The organism is Stenotrophomonas sp. P5_B8 (genome assembly GCF_054049855.1).
This window is the reverse complement of record NZ_JBFULO010000033.1, coordinates 13,583-32,546: the sequence shown is the minus strand read 5'-3', so window position 1 is coordinate 32,546 and position 18,964 is coordinate 13,583. Positions and strand designations below refer to the sequence as shown.

The window sequence follows — 18,964 nt, the reverse complement described above, 5'->3', positions numbered from 1 at the left end:
GCACTTACCGCTTTGCTTAGCGTCAACGGGGCGAGCATTGAATGGGGATACCTGAACAGTGGCGTGCACGACGCGCAGCGCGATCACGAGTTCGACCGAGCTACTGTGCGAACAGTAGTGGATGCAGTCACTGCCTTGGATGACGCGTTGGAAGCACTGCGGAACCCCTGATCGACAGTACGCCCAGAGCAGAACACCATAGTTTGTCCAAAGTGCACAAACTATGGTGTTCGCCCTACTATCTATCTGACTGCAAAGGAGATGTCCCAACCTATGGAGAAGCCGCAGAACTAGGGGCAATTCGCGCAGTATCGGCGGCGTACGTTGAATTCAAACCCATTGGGGACTGGGGGCGTGAACTGGGCCGTTTCTGATAGCTAGGCGCGGGGTTGTAGCGCAATCGCTCAGTCTTCGCAGARGGCGTATGCCTTGGTCAAGGCGTTGTCAGTTCGGCCGCGCATGGACGATGGTGCGCGGCACTATGGCCAGTTGACTGGATCAGAGCTATCTGTCGCCGGAAAGTACCCCAATGGTTGCTGTATCGGCTTGGCCCAATAGGGTTGAGAGCGGAGGGCTTTCGCTAATGTCAGTCGCGCATTTCATGACCTAGTCGCGTTAATCGTGACTCGTGACAGCCGCCCCCCACCAGCGACGCAGCGCTGGCGGTGTGATGCGGCGATCGGTAAGGCCGTTGCCGCCAACGCGCGGCGTCGATGCCGTGCCCACCGCAAGCGGTCACGGTGGCCGTCTCCAGCGCTTCGGCGTCGGTTGCATCGGGCAGGATGCCGGGCAGCCGTGACGCCAGCAGGGTCTTGCCGCATCCCGGCGTGCCGATCAACAGCAGATGGTGGCCACCTGCCGCGGCGACTTCCAATGCGCGCCGCGCCAGCGGCTGGCCGCGTACGTCGCGCAGGTCCGCCATCGGCGAACCGGCAATGTCCACCGGCATGGCGCGCGGAAGCTCGCGTTCGCCCAACCCGGCACAGACCTCCAACAGGGTGCGCGCCACGCGCACGTCGGCATKCCCGGCCAGCCCGGCTTCGGCCGCGTTCTCCGGCGGCACGATCAGCGTGCGATCCAGGCGGGCGGCGGCCAATGCCGCGGGCAACACACCGTTGATGCCACGCAGTTCACCGGTGAGGGCCAGCTCACCCAGGAACTCATAGCGCGACAACACCTGCGCATCGATCTGCCCGCTGGCGGCCAGGATGCCCAGCGCGATGGCCAGGTCGAAACGTCCACCTTCCTTGGGCAGATCGGCCGGTGCCAGGTTGATGGTGATGCGCCGCTGCGGAAACTCGAACTGCGAGCAGACGATGGCCGCACGTACCCGGTCGCGCGATTCGCGCACGGCGGTTTCCGGCAGGCCCACCATCTGGGTGTGCGGCAGCCCGCCGGAGAGCAGCACTTCGATACGCACCGCGGGCGCGTTGACGCCGGCGCGGGCACGGCTGTGGACGAGCGCCAGGCTCATGCGGTTACCACGGTTGCTTGGGATGGGGGCGATGATGGCGGCTGCGCGCAGGCCGGTATGTAGGCATTCGCACCGGCCTACCGTCGGGCTTCTGCGGTCGCGGACGTTCATGCGCTGCCGCTAGACTGGACATCCCCCTGCACCGCCCGAACATTGAACCTGATGGATATGCAACACCGCCCCGACCCGGTCCACCTCGTCGCCATCGACATGGACGGCACCCTGCTCAACCCGGCCCACCAGCTTACGCCGCGTGTTAAGCAGGCCATTGCCGCAGCCCGCGCGCAGGGTGTGCGGGTTGTGCTGGCCAGTGGCCGACCGGTGTCCGGGCTGGCGCCGTTCCTGAGCGAACTTGGCATCGAGGGCGATGCGGAGTTCTGCATCGCCTGCAACGGCGCGGTGGTGGAGAACCTCGGCAGCGGCCAGCGCGTGGTCGAGTACCCGCTGAGCTTCGAGGACTTCATGTTCTGCGAGCGCATCGCGCGCGATCTGGGCATCCACTTCCAGGCGATGGATGGACTGCGCATCTACACGCCCAACCAGGACATCAGCATCTACACCGTGGCCGACTCGCACCTGTCGCATGCGCCCCTGTCTTACCGGCGGGTGGAGGACATGGACCCGGCGATGCAGTTCATCAAGCTGATGATGATCGACGAGCCGCACGTGCTGGACGCGGCAATCAAACGCCTGCCATCGGAACTGACCGATCGCTTCGCGGTGCTCAAGAGCGCCCCGTTCTTCCTGGAGGTGTTCGACCATCGGGCGGGCAAGGGGCCGAGCCTGCAGAAACTGGCCAAGCACCTGGGCGTGGATGCGGCCAACGTGATGGCGCTCGGCGACCAGGAAAACGACCTGACCATGCTGCAGTTTGYCGGCACCAGCGTGGCGATGGGCAATGCGATCAAGGCGGTGAAGCAGACCGCGCGCTTTGAGACCGCGTCCAATGCCGAAGATGGCGTGGCGTTGGCGATTGAACGGTTCGTATTGCGGGGCGCGTAAGCCGCTGCGTGAGCTGTCAACGACTGCAGGTCGAAGGATGCATTAAAGTCGCTCCTGACAGGGATGCAGGACGATGCCGATGCAATTGCAGGACGCAAAGGAATACGGGTTGTTCAAGCGAGGCGTCATCGCTTCCGGTGCAGCGCTGCTGCTCGCGCTGGCGGCATGCTCCAGCCCGCAGACGCCTCCCCGCGAGGCCGACCTGATCGATCAGATCACGCTCAAGCGGCGTGCCTGCTACGGCACGTGTCCGGTGTATGAGGTGAGCGTGGCCAGCGATGGGTCGGTTCGCTTCATAGGCCAGGGATATGTACAGCAGCACGGCGTGGCCCACGCAACGATTGCCCCTGAGCACTGGCAGCGACTGCTGACCGCGGTCGAGGACGCCGATTTCTTCTCGCTGCAGCGCCGGTACGCGCCCCACGATGGTTGCATTGAGGGTATGACCGACCAGCCGTCCTACCGGATAAGTGTCAGCCGGGCGGGCAAGGTAAAGCGGGTGGTGGTCTACGAAGGGTGCAAGAGCACGCCCGCGCTGGAAGCGGCCTCACGTCTGGGCCGCATGATCGATGCCGAGCTGGGCACCGCACGGTGGATCGGCAGGGGATGCGAAGTCGGCAGCGTCGAAGCGTGGTGCTATTGAACAGGGCGGCTCCCGCTGGGCTGCCCGTGTATGGTCCGGCGCAGATTACTCACCTGACGCACCACTCCCACGCGCTTCCAGTTCGGCCACCACCTTCTCCAACGCCTCCAGCTTCTCGCGTGTCCTGAGCAGCACCGCGCGCTGCACGTCGAATTCCTCGCGCGTCACCAGGTCCAGCTTGCCCAGACCGGCCTGCAGGGCGGTCTTGAAGGTGGCCTGCAGTTCTTCGCGCGACTGGCGCAGGCCCGGCGGGACCATGTCGCTCAGGCGGCGGGCCAGGTCAYCCAGGTGGTTGAGGTCGATCATGCTGTGCTCCGCGGGGTATACGCTAAGGATAATCCCCGGCGCGGCTGCCGGCACTGGGCGGGTGCATCGCGTTCACCGGCCGACAGGCGTTATCCTCGCTGCGCGATTACAGGAGCCAATCAGATGAAGATGGTCATGGCGGTGCTCAAGCCGTTCAAGCTCGACGACGTGCGCGAAGCGCTGGCCGAGCGCGGCGTCACCGGGATCACGGTCACCGAGGTCAAGGGCTTCGGGCGGCAGAAGGGCCACACCGAGCTGTATCGGGGCGCGGAGTACGTGGTCGACTTCCTCCCCAAGGTGAAGATCGAGGTGGCGGTCACCGACGGCCAGGTCGAGGAAGTAGTGGAGGCCATCGTCAAGGCCGCCGGCACCGGCAAGATCGGCGACGGCAAGGTGTTCGTGTACGACCTGGGCAGCGTGGTGCGCATCCGCACCGGTGAGCTGGACGCCGACGCGCTGTAAGCGCGCCGGATGGCCACGCTCAGGCGTGGCCCTTGAACCAGCGGTAGAAGCGCTTCCAGCCCACGCGCACGGCCGCCACCCAGCGCGGGTCGGCCACCTGCGCAGCCTCCGACGCGCTGGGGCGCTCGCCGGTCAGGCGCTGGCGCATCTTGAGCAGGTTCTTCATGTCGCTGCGGCGAAGCTGGCGCGAGACCGGGTGCACCGGCAGCCAGCGCGGGCTGCGCCAGGCCGAGGTGAAGTCCACCAACACCGGCACCCCGCCGCTGACCATGACGTTGGTGCCGTGCAGGTCGTTGTGGGTGATGCCGGCCGCATGCAGGCGGGTGAGCGCGTACTGCAGCTGTTCGAAGACCTCCACGCCCACCGACTGGGCCGCGCTCAGGGTCTGGCCGGGAATGAATTCCATGCCCAGCGCGAGGCCGCCGACGGTGCCCAGCAGGGCAGGGGCATGCTTCCAGCCGCTCAGGCGCTGCAGGATGCGCGCCTYGCGGCGGACCAGCAGGCGCGCGAGCGGCGACAGCGGCGTGCCGCGGTAACGGGTGTAGTCCTTGACCACCGCCGGCTGGCCGTTGAGGCAGGTGCGGTAGACATCGGGTTCAAGCAGGCGTTCGCCGCGCTTGAGCAGCTCGGCGGGGGCGGTGTCATCGACACACGAGGCAACGAGAGTGTTCATAGGGGTCTGTGCGACCCGGCGGTCGGCGCAATGCGTCAGGCGTACCGGTGCTACTGAAGGGTGATTACTAAGATTTCGTTAATTTTAGTACTCGCCGGTACACCAATCCAGCGTTTGTCGGAGAAATGTCGTAGCCCGGTGTGGAACAGTTCGTCACGCCGAAGCGGACAAACTTGTATCGTTTGAAGGAATGTTGTTTTCAATCAGACGCTTGGGAGACGGGGGTCTGGGCAATGCGCTGGAGGAACGGAAGGAGTGCGTCGCGCAACTGGTCCAGGCCGGGCTGCTCGATCGGGAAGTGGCCGCATTCGGCCAACAGCACCCGCTCGCGGGGGACGGCCAACCGGTTGAAGAAACGGTCGCTGATCTCTACGGGTGTCCACGCGTCGCGGGCGGGATGGACCATCAACACCGGGCATCGCGTGAACTGTTCTGGTTCCCGTGCCGGCGGGGTGTCGAACAGGGACGCCAGCAGGCCCAGTGGTACCCGGTTGCCACCGCCCAGCCGATCGCGGCATACCAGCGCCGATAGCGCGGGATTGCGCGACATCCGTTGCATGTGGGTGAACCAGCGCACGGGGATGCGCAGCCCGCGGGTCACCCGGCTCAGGGGACGCAGGGCAGGCAGCAACCGGCGCATCCAGGGCTGGCGCACCAGCGCCGCCTGCACGACCGGATCGCGCGGGTCGGCCAGGGTGGTGGCCACCAGCCCGTGYACTCTGGGCGATTCGGCCGCCACCAGGTAGGCCAGATAGCCGCCGATGCTCGCGCCCAGCAGCACGAATGGCCGGGCGCGCTGTGCATGCTCGGCTTCGATCAGTGCGAGCAGGCGGTGCTTCCATGCCGCGTAATCGACCTGCGGCCAGCGTGCCGGGCTGAGCCCGTAGCCCGGCAGGTCCGGCGCCAACACTTCGTAGCCGGCCACCGCCAGCCGCTGTGCCAGCGGCGCAAACATCCGTCCGTAGCCGCCGGCGCCATGCACCAGCACCACGCTCATGGCGGCGTCGGCGGGGCCATGGCGGTCCAGCTGCAGCACGCCGGACGGGCCGTCGACGCGGCACGCGCGAGGGGCTGCCGCACCGGCGACCGGATCGAAAAATGCTTGGTAGGCCTGGCTGAGGGGAGGGTAGGGATCGTTGTGGGCAGGTCCGTGCATCGGGACAGTCTAGGCGCTTGGTTCAGCCACGCCGCGCTGGCCACCCCCCAGTCCGTGCTTGACCGGGAGGCGGGCTCTGCCGACCATATGCCGTTATCTGCGCCATCGGCGGCCGCCCCCCACTCCGGCACGTCCCCGCCCCCTGCCGCCTTATCGATGCCGGCTCCTGCCGTGCATCGCCCCCACCTTTTCGGTTCCGGCCCTGCCGGAGGAAGACTGATGATCAAGATCGTGCTGGCAGTGCTGTTCATCGCCTGCGTGCTGTACATCCATTACCGCGGCAAGGTCCGCGCGCGCTGGTCGCGCCAGTTGCTGGACCACTCCAGCTTCATGGCTCCGATCAACGTGATCATGTACGCGTTTTCCAAAGTGCCGACCACGCCGTTCCTGGACCCGGGCAAGGAATTCCCGCAGTTGGAGCCGCTGCGCCAGAACTGGCAGATGATCCGCGACGAAGCCCTGGCCCTGCGCGATGCGGACAAGATCGCCGCGTCCAGCACGTTCAACGATGCCGGGTTCAATTCGTTCTTCCGCCGTGGCTGGAAGCGCTTCTACCTGAAGTGGTACGGCCCCTCGCACCCGTCGGCCAAAGCGCTGTGCCCGCAGACCACCGCGTTGCTGGAATCGCTGCCGGACGTGCGCGCGGCGATGTTCGCCCAGCTGCCGTCGGGCAGCGAGCTGCGCCCGCACCGCGATCCCTTCGCCGGTTCGCTGCGCCTGCACCTGGGTCTTGCCACGCCGAACGATGATGCCTGCTACATCGAAGTGGACGGCATCCGGAAGAGCTGGCGCGATGGCCAGTGGATGATGTTCGATGAGACCTACATCCACCATGCGCACAACGAGACCCCGGACGATCGGGTGATCCTGTTCTGCGACATCGCCCGCCCGCTGCGCTTCGGCCTGCCGAGCCTGTTCAACCGCGCGGTGGCCTCCACGCTGCTGGCCGGCGGCGCCTCGCCGAACCTGCCGGGTGATCCCACCGGTGGGGTCAACAAGGCCTTCGGCAGCGTCTACAAGGTGCGGCTGAAGGCCAAGGCGCTGCGCGAGCGCAGCGTGGTGGCGTATCAGGTGATCAAGTGGGGTCTGGTGGTGGCGGTGATCGCGGGCATCTGGGCGATTTGAGCGCATGGCTTCATGGGTTGCCGGCCAGCGGCCGGCACTACCGGAACAAAGAAAACCCGCGCTGTTGCCAGCGCGGGTTTTTCTTGGCTGCAAGGTAGCGCCGAGCCATGCTCGGCTGCGGCGCTCGCGATGCATCGGGCCCAGGCTTGCCGAGCTTGAGGCAGCCGAGCATGGCTCGGCTCTACCCCTCCCCTATCGACCGATCAGCCCTTCAGGGCTGAAGCCACGAACGGCGGAGTCACCAGCACGCCGGTGTGCAGTGCGGCGGTGTAGTACAGGGTATCGAACGACTTGGCGGCCGAATCGGCCTGGCGGAAGTCGAAGCTGCTCTCGCCCTTGCGGGCCAGGGTCACGCTCCACCAGCCGGTCGGGTAGCACGGCTGCGGGAACGGCAGGGTCTTGAACGCACCGAAGCCGGCCTTGCCCATCTCGGTGCGCATTTCGTTGATGAGGTCCAGCTGCATCAGCGGTGATTCGGACTGCTGCACCAGGATGCCGTCGTCCTTGAGCGCCTTGAAGCAGCTCTCGTAGAACGCCTTGTTGAACAGGCCTTCGCCGGGGCCGACCGGGTYGGTGGAGTCCACGATCACCACGTCCACGCTGCCGGCCGGGCAGTTGGCCATGTAGGCCACGCCGTCGTCGAACATCAGCTCGGCGCGCGGGTCGTCGTTGGACTCGCACAGTTCCGGGAAGTGCTTGCGGGCCATCACGGTGACCTGCTCGTCGATGTCGCACTGGGTGACGCTCTCCACGCCGGTGTGCTTGAGCACTTCGCGCAGGGTGCCGCAGTCGCCGCCACCGATGATCACCACGCGCTTGGGCGCGGCGTGGGTGAACAGCACCGGGTGGCTGATCATCTCGTGATAGAAGAAGTTGTCCTTGCTGGTCAGCATGATGGCGCCATCGATGGTCATCAGGTTGCCCCAATCGGTGGTCGCGAAGATCTCGATCTTCTGGAACGGCGACTGCACTTCATCGAGCTTGCCCTTCAGGCGGTAGCCGATGGCCGAGCCGGTGCGCTCGAAATGCTCGATGTACCACTTGTTGTTGTCAGTCATGGAATAGCAATCCTGTTCGGAGGGTGTTGGAGCCGGGCTGGCGGCGGTGCCGCGTGGCGCAAGCCACGTCCGGACGGGTTGGCCCGTTCAGGTTTCAAGCCTGAGCACGGGCGCGGGCGCGCATGATAACGGAGCTGTCGCCACATAGGCGTTATCATGCACCCCCTTTTTTACCAACCAGGCCCACTGAAATGACCGATTGGTCCCTCGACCAAGCCCGCAAGACCTACTCGATTCCGCATTGGGCGGATGGCTACTTCGACGTGGATCAGGCAGGACACATGGTGGTGAGACCGACTGGCCAGGACGGCCCGGTGGTGTCCTTGCCCAAGATCGTCGACGCCGCCCGCGCGGCCGGCGCCAAGCTGCCGCTGCTGGTGCGCTTCCCGGACATCCTGGGCCAGCGCCTGGGCAAGCTGCAGGCCGCGTTCGCGCAGGCGCAGACCGACTGGGACTATCCGGGCGGCTACACCGCCGTGTATCCGATCAAGGTCAACCAGCATCGCGGCGTGGCCGGCACCCTGGCCAGCCACCACGGCGAAGGCTTCGGCCTGGAAGCGGGCAGCAAGCCCGAACTGATGGCGGTGCTTGCGCTGTCGCGCCCGGGCGGGCTGATCGTCTGCAATGGTTACAAGGACCGCGAGTACATCCGCCTGGCCCTGATCGGCCGCAAGCTGGGCCTGCAGACCTTCATCGTCATCGAGAAGCCCTCCGAGCTGAAGCTGGTGCTGGAAGAATCCAAGGCGCTGGACGTCAAGCCCGGCCTGGGCGTGCGCATGCGCCTGGCCTCGCTGGGCGCGGGCAAGTGGCAGAACAGCGGCGGCGACAAGGCCAAGTTCGGCCTGTCCCCGCGCCAGCTGCTGGACCTGTGGAAGTCGCTGCGCGACACCGAGTACGCCGACTGCCTGAGCCTGCTGCATTTCCACATGGGCTCGCAGATCTCCAACGTACGCGACATCGCCAACGGCATGCGCGAGGCCACGCGTTACTTCGTGGAGCTGTCCCAGCTGGGCGCGAAGATCACCCACGTCGACGTGGGCGGTGGCCTGGGCGTGGATTACGAAGGCACCCGTTCGCGCAGTTTCTGCTCGATCAACTACGGGTTGGCCTCCTACGCCAGCAACATCGTGCAGCCGCTGGCCAACGCCTGCGAAGAACACGGCCTGACCCCGCCGCGCATCGTTACCGAGTGCGGCCGCGCGATGACCGCCCACCACGCGGTGCTGATCGCCAACGTGTCCGAGGTGGAGCAGGCGCAGGAAGGCCGCGTGCCCGACCAGCATGACGACGAGCCGGCGGCGATCCGCCACCTGCGCGAGATCCATGCCGAGCTGGACGAGCGCCCGGCGGTGGAGCTGTTCCAGGAAGCGCAGCATTTCCATGCCGAAGGCCTGTCCAGCTACGCGCTGGGCCAGATCGACCTGCCGCAGCGTGCGCGCATCGATGACCTGTTCTACGCCATCGCCCATGCCGTGCGTGCGCGCCTGAGCTACGACGAGAAGAGCCATCGCCCGGCGCTGGATGAATTGAACGAGCGGCTGGTGGACAAGTACTTCGTCAACTTCAGCGTGTTCGAATCGATCCCCGATGCCTGGGCGATCGACCAGGTGTTCCCGATCGTGCCGATCGAGCGGCTGAACGAGCAGCCGGAGCGTCGCGGCATCATCGCCGACATGACCTGCGATTCGGACGGCATGGTCAAGACCTATGTCGAAAACGAAAGCCTGGACAGCTCGCTGCCGCTGCATGCGCTCAACCACGGCGAGAGCTACCGCATCGGTTTCTTCATGGTGGGTGCCTATCAGGAGATCCTGGGCGACATCCACAACCTGTTCGGCGATACCGATGCGGTGGAAGTGCTGGCCGGTGACGATGGTTATGCCATCACCCAGCAGCGTCGCGGTGACACCACCGATGTGATGCTCGACTACGTGGGTTACAGCCTGGCCGATCTGCGTGCCAGCTACGCCGAGCGCGTGGCGGCAGCCGATCTGTCGCCGGCGCGTGCGCAGGAGTTGTCCGAGGCGCTGGAAGCGGGGTTGACCGGGTACACCTACCTGTCCGACGAGCCGCTGGCGTGAGGGGCGGGCAGGTGACGTCGGCGACGGCGGGTGCCGTTGCCGACGCTGCCTGCCGTGTTGCGGAGGGCGCCCGCTTGAAGGGAGGGTATCCCTTGCGGCCCGACGTCTTGTTGGGCGTGGCGTGCAGTGCGGTGCCGAGCATGGCTCGGTACTACCGGGCGGTTGTGCCTCGGCGTTGGCCGTTGGCATGAGCGCGCGGGCCATTTTCCATCTCGTGTTGCATGCGGCCGTGCCGGCGCTGCTGGCATGGCTGTTCTGGCGCAAGCGGTTCCTGTCGGCGTGGGGGTTGCTGCTGCTGGGCTGGATCATCGATCTGGACCATCTGCTGGCCGACCCGATCTATGTCCCCAACCGCTGCAGCATCGGGTTCCACCCGCTGCATACCGCGCCGGCGATCGCCGTGTATGCGGGACTGTGCGTGCCGAAGAAGACACGGTTGTTCGGTATCGGGCTGATGGTCCACATCGTGCTGGATGCGATCGATTGCTGGTGGATGCACCACGCCCGGTAGAGCCGACCGTTGGTCGGCTGCCGTTGGCTCCCCGTAAAGCCGACCGTTGGTCGGCTGCCGTTGGCGAAAAACCACACACGCTGCGCGTGCCAGCCGACCAACGGTCGGCTCTACCGGGCGTTTGTCATCCCGCCGGCAACGTCAACGTCGCCCTCAAACCCGGACCGGCATTGGCCAGCACCAACGTGCCGCCGTAGCTCTCGGCGATATCGGCCACGATCGCCAACCCCAGACCACTGCCGGCCGCGCGCTGGTCCAGCCGCACGCCGCGTTCCAGCACGCGCTGCAGGTCCGCCTCGGGCAGCCCCGGGCCATMGTCCATCACCTCGATCCGCAGCGTGCTGTCGATGTGCCGCAGGCGGATCGCCACGCGGTGCGCGGCCCACTTGCCGGCATTGTCGAGCAGGTTGCCCAGCATCTCCTCCAGGTCTTCGCGGGCGCCGGCAAACAGGCCATGCGCGTCCGGGTCCTGGTCGAACACCAGGCCACGCTCGTTGTGCACGCGCTGCATCAGCGTGCACAGCGCGTCGATCACCGGCGCCACCACAGTGCGCTGTTGGCTGTCGGCACCGATGCCGGCGGCGAGGTAGCGGTCGATGCTGAGCTGCATGCGCGCGGTTTCGCTGCGCAGGGTCTGGCGCCAGTCGCTGCCATCGCCTTCGGCCTCGGTCACCAGCACGGTCAGCGGTGTCTTCAGCGCATGGGCCAGGTCTTCGGCGCTGCGGCGCGCGCGCACCACCATGCGCTGGTGATGGTCGAGCAGGTCGTTGAGCTGCGCGGCCAGCGGCGCGACTTCCTTGACCAGGCCGCGCTGCGGGAAGCGCACGTCCTGGCCATTGCGGACCTGGCCGGCGATGCGGCCCAGCTCGGCCAGCGGGCGCAGGCCGTAATGCACCTGGGTGGCCAGCACGGCGAACCACAATGCGATGAGCACCGCCAACCCGAGCGCGGTGCGCTGGCGGAACGCGCTGACCTGCGCGTCCAGGTCGCTGCGGTCGGTGGCCACTACGACCCGCAACGGCGCAGGCACGCGCGGCAGCGTCACCTGCTGGGCCAGCGCACGCAGCGGCATATGCAGCGGGCCGGTGGTGTCGAAGGCTTGGGCGGGTCCGGTGCGCAGTGACGCCGGGGCGGGCAAGGTCTCATCCCACAACGAACGCGATTGCCCCAGCGCCTGCCCGCGGGTGTCCTGCACTTGCCAGTACGTGCCGGAGAACACGCGCTGGTAGCGCTCGTCGAACAGTTCCCGGCGCAGCTGCAGGCGGCCCTGCGCATCGCTTTCGGCCAGCGCCAGCACCGCGATCAATTCATTGCCCAGACGCTGGTCCATCGCTGCACGTGCGGAGCGCTCGTACATCGCCCCCAGCCACCAGGTCGCCAGTGCCGAGACCAGCACCAGCCCGACGCCACCGGCGAGCAGCAGGCGGGTGCGCAGCGAGCCGGTGTTCATGGCTGCGCCGACAGGCGGAAGCCCTGCCCGCGATGGGTGTGGATGAGGTCGCTGCCGAGCTTGCGGCGGATCCGGCCGATCAGCACGTCCAGCGTGTTGGAGTCCGGATCGAAACCGGCCTCGTAGACATGTTCGCCCAGGCGCGAGCGGCTGATCACGATGTCCGGGTGGTGCATGAAGTAGCTGAGGATGCGGTACTCCTGCGGGCTCAGGTGCAGCAATTCGCCATCCAGTTCCAGGCGGCCGGCGTTGACGTCCAGCAGCAGCGGCCCGCACTGAAGGCGGGGGCTGGCATGGCCGGCGCTGCGCCGGATCAACGCGCGCAGGCGCAGCAGCAGTTCTTCGGGCTGGAAGGGCTTGGTGAGGTAATCGTCGGCGCCGGCATCGAAACCGGCGAGCTTGTCGTGCCAGCGTGCGCGGGCGGTCAGCACCAGCACCGGAAAGCCGCGCCCGGCCTGGCGCCAGCGCTCGATGATGCTGAGCCCGTCCAGCCCGGGCAGGCCCAGATCCACCACCGCCGCAGCGACGTCTTCGATCTGGCCCAGTTCCTCGGCGGCGCGGCCTTCGGCGCAGTGCAGCACCACATAGCCGGCCTCTTCCAGCAGGGTCTGCAGGCGGCTGGCGAGCAGCGCATCGTCTTCGGCAAGCAGGATCCGCATCAGTCTTCTTCCATCTTCAGCAGGCGGCCGGTGGCTGCATCGTAATCCAGCTCCATCACCACGCCGTTGGCGCCCAGGATCTCGATCTCGTACTTGCCGTCGTCCAGCTCCACCTCCACCAGCTTGCCCGGGTAGCGGCGCAGCGCGTCGGCCACCACCTGCTGCAACGGCACCAGCCGGCCCTGGCGGACCGCCTGGCGCACGGCGTCCTGCTGGTGGCTGCCACCGTCGAGGACGCGCACGGGGTCCTGCGGGGCGAGCGCCAGCAGCACGGGAAACAAGAGGGAGGTGGCCAAGGTCATGGCAACGGTATACGCGGCGTGTCTAAACATTGTCTAACAGCCGGGCTCATGGTCCGCTTAAGCGGGCTTGCCAGACTGGCGGTGCCGGAATCGACCGGCGTCCTTCTGGAGTCCCCCGATGAACAAGCTGATCCTCGCCGCCGCCCTGGCCACCGCGCTGGTGTCCACCCCGGCCATGGCCGCCGAACTTACCGCTGCCGATGTGCAGGCCAAGCTGCGTGCGGCCGGCTACACCCGGGTGCACGAACTGGAGCGCGATGACGGCCTGTGGGAAGCGGACGTGACCCGAGCCGATGGCACCTTTGAAGAAGTGATCGTGGACCCGGCCACCGGCGAGATCTTCGACCCGCGCGGCAGCCGCGCGCTGCTCGACGCCGGGCAGATCCTGGACCTTGCCGGCAAGGCCGGTTTCACCCGGATCGAGTCGTTCGAACGCGATGGCGCCACCTGGAAGCTGGAAGCCCGCAACGCACGCAACCAGCGCGTGGACGTGCGCATGAGCGGCCATGACGGCCGGGTGCTGTCGAGCAAGCGCGACGGCTGGTGGGACTGAGTCCCCGTCATGCCGGTGGCGGATATGCAAACGGCCGGTTGCCCGGCCGTTTCGGCATGCCCGTGACGCGGGCGCTTACCAGCCGCCGCGCGGCGGGTAATCCCAGTAGCCCGGGCCCGGGCCGTAGCCATAGCCGCCATATCCACCGTAGGGACCATAAAACCCGGGACCCTTGCCTTCGCTGACCCGGATGTTGAGGTTCATGTTGTGGGTCTTGCCCTCATCGGTGGTGTAGTTCTTGTTKAGGTTCAACTCGGCCGCGTTGTAGTGCGAGTTGCCGCCCTCCTTGGAATAGCCGATGCCGGTGGTGACGCTGCCGTTGACCCGCAGCTTGTCATCGGTGACGTTGGCGATGCCATTGCCGGCGCCGGGATCGCTCAGGCGGCGGCCGCTCTTGTCGCCGTAGAACGTGCCGGGCGGGTCGCCGCGCAGCGAGCCGTCGCCCAGGTACTGCATCGGCGCGGAGGGCACGGCCAGGTTGAGGTCGGTGGCCGACTGCGGGCCGGTCGCTCCTGCCGCGGACTGGGCCAGGACGACGCCGGGGGCAAGCAGGCACAGCAGCAGCGATAGCGAGCGGATCATGGTGGGGCTCCGGAACGGGCGGGCAGCAGGCAGGCCGCCGACAGCGCTGACGCTAGCACCGGCTGCTTGAACGATGCCTGTCATGGCACCGGCTGCCCGGGAACTTTACTCCAGCCGTCCGAACCCGAACAGCGCGGCCAGCGGGTGCCGACGGCGCTCGATCCGGGCGCGGAGCAGGCCGGCGCCGATCATCGAGTAGGTGATGCCGTTGCCGCCGTAAGCCATGGCGAACAGGACCCGCGGCCCCCACTGTGGGTGCGCGCCGAAGAACGGCAGCCCGTCCTTGGTCTCGGCGAAGGTGCCGCCCCAGGAGAACGCCGGTTGCAGCGGCAGGTGCGGGAACAGCTTGGCCACCTGCTTGAGCAGGGTGCCGGTCTTGGACTGGACACGCCGATCGCGCCGGGCCGGGATGTCGATGGCATCGTCTTCCCCGCCGATCRGCAGCCGATGGTCGCCGGTAGTACGCATATACAGGTAGGGCCGTGCCGACTCCCAGACCATGGTCTGGGCCAGCGGCCCGAGCAGCGCCGGGTCGATCGGGTCGGTGATGAAGGCGTAGCTGCTGCGGTTGCGCGCCACCGATGGCTTGAGCCAATGCTGGCTGGCGTAACCGGCGGCCATCACCACGTGCCTGCAGTGGATCTGCATGCCGTCGGCGGTGCGCGCGGTGACCCCGCGGCTGGTGGGAGTGAGCGTCTCCAGCACGGTACGGTCGTACACCCCGCAGCCGCGCTTCTGCAGCCGCATCAACAGCCGGTAGGCGAGCCGGTACGGGTCCACGCGCGCGGCCAACGCACTGAGGATGGCGCCGGGCGCGTTGATACCGAACTCATGCCCCACCGCGTCCTTTTCCAGCCAGCGCACCCCGAAGCCATGCTTTTTGCGCAGCAGGTATTCCTCGTGCAGCACCGCGTGGTGGCGCCGCTTGCTGGCGTAGTAAAGGCTCTGCATGCGATGGCAGTCGACACCGGTGAACGCACCGGCCACCTCGCGCAGTGCCGGGATCGCATCGGCGCAGGCCTGGTAGGCCAGCACCGCCGCCTTCTCGCCGTACTGCTCGGCAAGGTCGACCATGTGGGTGTCGATCTCGTACTGCAGCAGTGCGGTACTGGCCGCAGTGCTGCCCCAGCCGACGTCGCGCTGCTCGATCACGGCCACGTCGTGGCCGTTCGCGCACAGCTCATCGGCGATCAGCGCACCGCTGATGCCGCCACCCACCACCAGGACCTCACACCTCAGGTCCTGTTCCAGCGGCGGGAAGGCGTGCATCAGCCCGTTACGGACCGCCCAGAAGGGATAGCCGCTCTTGAGATCCATGCGCTCAGGCCGTCGGTCGGCCGGTGTGCGGGGTGTGGATCAGCGGGGCGAGGTCGAAACCCTGCTGGCGCGCCTGGGCCAGGTAATGTTCCTGGGTGGTGGTATCCAGCGTAGGCGTACGCGCAAGCAACCACAGGAACTTGCGGTCCGGGCTGCCGACCAGCGCCACGCTGTAATCGGGCGCGACCTGGATGACCCAGTAGTCGCCCTTGGTGAAGGGGATCCAGCGCAGGCCCTTGGGCAGGAAGCTCACTTCCAGCCGCGCGCTGTCGTTGTCGACCGGGCAGGCCTCGCCCTCGGCTTCCTCGATCTCGTCGCCGAGCCGGCAACGGTTGAGTACGGCGACGTGACCGTTTTCCTTCAGGCTGTAATGCGCCGACACATCGGTGCAGTCCTCCGGCTCATGCTTCATCGGCAGGCGGGCGATTTCGTACCAGGTGCCGAGGTAGCGCGGCAGCTTGAGGTCAGGGACGGTCTTGAGGTCGGCGTGAGTGTTCATCGAAGGCAGCTTGTGAAGGTCGCCGCCACGATGCCGGGTCCGCTGCCACGGCCGGGTGAAGCCCGGGCGAATGCGCCGTGGAGAACGCTGCGTTGCCGTTGCGTCATGCATTGCTACGGGCGACGGCGCTATGGTGTGGGTCGGCACAACGCCGGTTTTCCATGCATGGGAGGTGTGGATGTATCAGGTGATCCTGCTCAAGAGCGACAGCAGTTTTTCGCGCGGGCACTGGGAAGCGGTCGACGACGTGGTCGACCATGAAGGCGTGACCTACTCGCTGCGCGCCGGCCCGCGCCAGCCGTTGCCCACCGACCACGCATGGGACCCGGTGGCGGTGTATGCACCGGAGGAAATCAGCGAAGAGGAGTTCCAGGACTGGTACACCCAGCTGCAGCCACAGGTCGAAGAGCTGCGCCTGAAGTACTGACGGCGGCGGCCCGGCGGGGCCTCTACCCGCTGTGAACAGGGCGCGGTTTATAGTTCGCGCAGGCGCGGTGGTCCGCGCGAACCTTGCGGTGCACCGGCTTGTCTTCCCGTCTTTTCCGATCGTTGCGGCGGCCACTGGCCTTGCTGATGTTGTGTGCCTGGCTGGGCATGGCGCCGCTGGCCATGGCCCAGGCCGATGAGGCCACCGATGCCGATCCCATCGCCCAGCTGGCCCAGGCCGACAAGGACCTCAAGCAGATCCAGGCTTCGCTGGACGATGCCGATACCCGCGACACGCTCAAGACCCTGTCCGACCGCGCGCTGGCCGTGCAGCGCGACGCCGATGCCGCGCGCAATGCGCTGCAGCCGCAGCTGGACCAGATGGACGCGCGCGTTGCCCAGCTTGGGGTTGTGCCCGAAGGCACCGTCGAAGCACGCGACATCGCGTTGCAGCGCAAGGCCCTGAACCAGCAGCGCAGCGACATCGCCTCGGCGATCGCGCGGGCCAAGCTGCTGGCTGGCGATGCCAGGCAGCTGGGCACGGATATCGAGAAGATGCGCGTCAGCCAGTTCAGCGAAGAACTGGCGCGCAAGGTCAATTCGCCGCTGTCGCCGTCCTTGTGGAAACAGTTCGCCACCCATGTGCCGGCCGACTATGGGCGGCTGGTGTCGCTGTACCGGCAGGGGGAAAGCACCGCGCGCAAGGCGATCGCCGAGCATGGCTGGGCGRCGCCGCTGACCGGGCTGGGGGTGGCGCTGTTGATGTTCTTCCCGTTGCGCTTGTGGCTGCGCGCGGCCGGGCGCCGTTATGCCGCGTCCGAGCGCGCGCCGGACGGTCGCCTGCGTCGGTCCGGGCTGGCGGTATGGCTGCTGGCGGTCGGGACACTGCTACCCGGTTTCGCGGCCGTGGTGCTGGTGGCCGCGCTGGAATCCATCGGGGCGATCCCGCCGCGGCTGGAGCAGTTGGCGCAGCATTTCCAGGTGGCCACCTTCGTGGCGGCGTTCATCGCCGCGCTCAGCGCGTGCCTGCTGGTGCCCAGTCGGCCCTCGTGGCGCCTGCTCACCCTGGATGACACGGCGGCGTGGCGCCTGCGCAAGTACGCCTGGGGCGCGGCCGGCCTGACCTGGCTGAGTATCCTGCTGGTGGAGATCAACCGCGCCTCGCGCACCAGTGCCATCACTACGGTGGCGGTGGACGGGCTGATCGCGATCACCTACATGGCGTTGATCATCGCCATCCTGGTGTCGCTGGCGCGCCTGCATCGGCGCCAGACCGACGAAGCCCAGGCCAAGCTGGATGCGCAGGCCGAGTCGGGCGCCAAACCGAAGGCGCCGCCGCGTCGCAGCGGCTGGATCGTGATCGCGCGGCTGGCCGGGCATGTGGTGGTGGCCGCAGCGGTCATTGCCACCCTGCTGGGCTATCTCAATTTCGCGCTGTTCGTGGCCCAGCAACTGGTCTGGGGCGCGGTGGTGCTGCTGGCCGCCTCGCTGCTGCTGAAATTCGCCGACGACCTGGCCACCTGGGCACTGTCGCCCACCAGCCGGGTCGGGCAGAGCATCGTGCTCACCACCGGGCTGACCGAGGCGCGCGTCGAACAGGCCGGCGTGCTGCTGTCGGCGGTGCTGCGCATCGGCGTGATCGTGCTGGCGGTGCTGGCGCTGGCTGCGCCGTTCGGCAACCTCAATGCGTTCTATGGCGGGCTGGATTCGCTGTCCAACGGGTTGACCATCGGCAGCACCACGCTCAAGCCCAGCAGCGTGCTCTACGCGGTGCTGGCGTTCCTGGTGGTGTGGGCGGTGATGCAGGCCTTCCAGAACTGGCTCACCGAGACCTACCTGCCCAAGACCGAACTGGACGCCGGCGCGCGCAATTCGATCAGCACCGTCACCCGCTACCTGGGCATCATCACCGCCGTGCTGTGGGGCCTGACCGCCCTGGGGATCGGCTTTGAGAAGCTGGCGCTGGTGGTCAGCGCGTTGTCGGTGGGTATCGGCTTCGGTCTGCAGGCGATCACCCAGAACTTCGTCTCCGGCCTGATCCTGCTGGCCGAGCGGCCGGTGAAGATCGGCGACTGGGTCAAGCTGGGTGACCAGGAAGGCGACATCAAACGCATCAGCGTGCGCTCCACCGAGATCCAGGTGGGGGACAAGTCGACGCTGATCGTGCCCAACTCCGAACTGATCACCAAGACCATCCGCAACATGACGATGGGCAATGCGCAGGGCCGCATCCAGATCCAGTTCTCGCTGCCGCTGAGTACCGACGTGGCTGCCGTGCGGCAGATCCTGCTGGACAGCTATGCCGAGCACGTGGCGGTGCTGTCCGACCCGGCCCCGTCGGTGTTCATCGATTCGATCGCCAACGGGCAGATCGCGATCAACAGCTTCGCCTACGTGTCCGGCCCGCGCGCGGTGTATGGCGTGCGCAGTGATCTTTACTTCACGATGCTGCAGAAATTCGCCGCTGGCGGGATCGCGTTGTCCTCGCCGACCGATATCCATTTGGTGCGCGACCCCACCGCCCCGCGGGAACCTGAGGCGTAAGCGGAAGGCGGTGACGCATAAGCGGAACTTGGTGGTGCCGGCCGCTGGGCGGCAATCGCTTGGTGCGGGGTGGGTCGGGAGCCGGCCAKCGGCCGGCACTACCGGGATTGCTGCGTGCGTAGAACGAGGTARTGCCGGCGG

At 67.0% G+C, this 18,964-nt stretch carries 19 protein-coding genes and 1 pseudogene; 9 read left to right on the top strand and 11 right to left on the bottom strand.

What is annotated here, in order from left to right:
* Positions 1–628: 628 nt before the first annotated feature.
* A pseudogene (locus ACXJKH_RS03575) lies at positions 629–1,474 on the bottom strand (magnesium chelatase domain-containing protein); the annotation flags it as partial.
* Positions 1,475–1,636: 162 nt separating this feature from the next.
* Here ACXJKH_RS03575 and yidA point away from each other — a divergent pair.
* Together yidA and ACXJKH_RS03565 are read left to right on the top strand one after the other, a co-directional pair.
* Positions 1,637–2,476 carry a sugar-phosphatase gene (yidA, locus tag ACXJKH_RS03570; RefSeq protein ID WP_457318329.1) on the top strand — a complete coding sequence of 280 codons (840 nt, stop codon included), beginning with the start codon at positions 1,637–1,639 and terminating at the stop codon, positions 2,474–2,476.
* A 79-nt stretch (positions 2,477–2,555) separates the two neighbouring features.
* Complete coding sequence (locus tag ACXJKH_RS03565) at positions 2,556–3,119, top strand: DUF6438 domain-containing protein (RefSeq protein WP_457318328.1); 564 nt, start codon at positions 2,556–2,558, stop codon at positions 3,117–3,119.
* 45 nt (positions 3,120–3,164) lie between these two features.
* On the opposite strand, the gene ubiK is transcribed toward ACXJKH_RS03565, so the two are convergent.
* Positions 3,165–3,425, bottom strand: coding sequence for a ubiquinone biosynthesis accessory factor UbiK (ubiK, locus tag ACXJKH_RS03560; RefSeq protein ID WP_457318327.1), 261 nt, complete (start codon positions 3,423–3,425; stop codon positions 3,165–3,167).
* 123 nt (positions 3,426–3,548) lie between these two features.
* Between ubiK and ACXJKH_RS03555 the strand changes: the two genes are divergently transcribed.
* Positions 3,549–3,887 carry a P-II family nitrogen regulator gene (locus ACXJKH_RS03555; protein WP_038685739.1) on the top strand — a complete coding sequence of 113 codons (339 nt, stop codon included), beginning with the start codon at positions 3,549–3,551 and terminating at the stop codon, positions 3,885–3,887.
* Between the two features lie 19 nt (positions 3,888–3,906).
* Here ACXJKH_RS03555 and ACXJKH_RS03550 read toward each other — a convergent pair whose 3' ends face one another.
* Together ACXJKH_RS03550 and ACXJKH_RS03545 are read right to left on the bottom strand one after the other, a co-directional pair.
* Positions 3,907–4,560 carry a kinase gene (locus tag ACXJKH_RS03550; protein ID WP_457318326.1) on the bottom strand — a complete coding sequence of 218 codons (654 nt, stop codon included), beginning with the start codon at positions 4,558–4,560 and terminating at the stop codon, positions 3,907–3,909.
* 199 nt (positions 4,561–4,759) lie between these two features.
* On the bottom strand, positions 4,760–5,716 hold the full coding sequence (locus ACXJKH_RS03545) for an alpha/beta hydrolase (RefSeq protein ID WP_457318325.1): 957 nt from the start codon (positions 5,714–5,716) through the stop codon (positions 4,760–4,762).
* A gap of 219 nt (positions 5,717–5,935) precedes the next feature.
* Here ACXJKH_RS03545 and ACXJKH_RS03540 point away from each other — a divergent pair, with 219 nt between their 5' ends.
* On the top strand, positions 5,936–6,841 hold the full coding sequence (locus ACXJKH_RS03540; RefSeq protein ID WP_256774749.1) for an aspartyl/asparaginyl beta-hydroxylase domain-containing protein: 906 nt from the start codon (positions 5,936–5,938) through the stop codon (positions 6,839–6,841).
* 203 nt (positions 6,842–7,044) lie between these two features.
* Here ACXJKH_RS03540 and speE read toward each other — a convergent pair whose 3' ends face one another.
* Positions 7,045–7,899, bottom strand: a complete 855-nt coding sequence (speE, locus tag ACXJKH_RS03535; RefSeq protein ID WP_457318324.1) for a polyamine aminopropyltransferase — start codon at positions 7,897–7,899, stop codon at positions 7,045–7,047.
* Between the two features lie 191 nt (positions 7,900–8,090).
* Here speE and speA point away from each other — a divergent pair, with 191 nt between their 5' ends.
* On the top strand, positions 8,091–9,980 hold the full coding sequence (gene speA, locus ACXJKH_RS03530) for an arginine decarboxylase (RefSeq protein ID WP_457318323.1): 1,890 nt from the start codon (positions 8,091–8,093) through the stop codon (positions 9,978–9,980).
* Between the two features lie 187 nt (positions 9,981–10,167).
* Positions 10,168–10,491 carry a DUF6122 family protein gene (locus ACXJKH_RS03525; protein ID WP_457318322.1) on the top strand — a complete coding sequence of 108 codons (324 nt, stop codon included), beginning with the start codon at positions 10,168–10,170 and terminating at the stop codon, positions 10,489–10,491.
* Positions 10,492–10,615: 124 nt separating this feature from the next.
* Here the strand turns inward: ACXJKH_RS03525 and ACXJKH_RS03520 are convergent, their stop codons facing one another.
* The 3 genes from ACXJKH_RS03520 to ACXJKH_RS03510 are packed head-to-tail and all read right to left on the bottom strand — an operon-like array spanning position 10,616 to position 12,896.
* Positions 10,616–11,941, bottom strand: coding sequence for a sensor histidine kinase (locus tag ACXJKH_RS03520; RefSeq protein ID WP_457318321.1), 1,326 nt, complete (start codon positions 11,939–11,941; stop codon positions 10,616–10,618).
* On the bottom strand, positions 11,938–12,600 hold the full coding sequence (locus tag ACXJKH_RS03515; protein WP_256774744.1) for a response regulator transcription factor: 663 nt from the start codon (positions 12,598–12,600) through the stop codon (positions 11,938–11,940). Before ACXJKH_RS03515 ends, ACXJKH_RS03520 begins: the two co-directional genes overlap by 4 nt.
* The gene (locus tag ACXJKH_RS03510) at positions 12,600–12,896 is read right to left on the bottom strand and encodes a PepSY domain-containing protein (protein WP_457318320.1); all 297 of its coding nucleotides are present in this window, start codon (positions 12,894–12,896) and stop codon (positions 12,600–12,602) included. Before ACXJKH_RS03510 ends, ACXJKH_RS03515 begins: the two co-directional genes overlap by 1 nt.
* A gap of 124 nt (positions 12,897–13,020) precedes the next feature.
* Here ACXJKH_RS03510 and ACXJKH_RS03505 point away from each other — a divergent pair, with 124 nt between their 5' ends.
* Complete coding sequence (locus tag ACXJKH_RS03505; RefSeq protein WP_457318319.1) at positions 13,021–13,455, top strand: PepSY domain-containing protein; 435 nt, start codon at positions 13,021–13,023, stop codon at positions 13,453–13,455.
* Positions 13,456–13,530: 75 nt separating this feature from the next.
* Here ACXJKH_RS03505 and ACXJKH_RS03500 read toward each other — a convergent pair whose 3' ends face one another.
* The 3 genes from ACXJKH_RS03500 to ACXJKH_RS03490 form a co-directional block, all read right to left on the bottom strand.
* A complete protein-coding gene (locus ACXJKH_RS03500) occupies positions 13,531–14,037 on the bottom strand; it encodes a hypothetical protein (RefSeq protein ID WP_256774741.1) in 507 nt (168 codons plus the stop codon).
* Positions 14,038–14,142: 105 nt separating this feature from the next.
* Entirely contained in the window at positions 14,143–15,354 is a 1,212-nt protein-coding gene (locus ACXJKH_RS03495) for an NAD(P)/FAD-dependent oxidoreductase (RefSeq protein ID WP_457318318.1), read from the bottom strand.
* Positions 15,355–15,358: 4 nt separating this feature from the next.
* Complete coding sequence (locus tag ACXJKH_RS03490) at positions 15,359–15,853, bottom strand: lipocalin family protein (RefSeq protein ID WP_256774739.1); 495 nt, start codon at positions 15,851–15,853, stop codon at positions 15,359–15,361.
* A 178-nt stretch (positions 15,854–16,031) separates the two neighbouring features.
* Here ACXJKH_RS03490 and ACXJKH_RS03485 point away from each other — a divergent pair, with 178 nt between their 5' ends.
* Both ACXJKH_RS03485 and ACXJKH_RS03480 read left to right on the top strand, forming a co-directional pair.
* The gene (locus tag ACXJKH_RS03485) at positions 16,032–16,280 is read left to right on the top strand and encodes a hypothetical protein (protein WP_457318317.1); all 249 of its coding nucleotides are present in this window, start codon (positions 16,032–16,034) and stop codon (positions 16,278–16,280) included.
* A 146-nt stretch (positions 16,281–16,426) separates the two neighbouring features.
* Positions 16,427–18,823 (top strand): DUF3772 domain-containing protein, encoded by a 2,397-nt coding sequence (locus tag ACXJKH_RS03480; protein WP_457318316.1) that lies wholly within the window; start codon positions 16,427–16,429, stop codon positions 18,821–18,823.
* Positions 18,824–18,964: the final 141 nt, after the last annotated feature.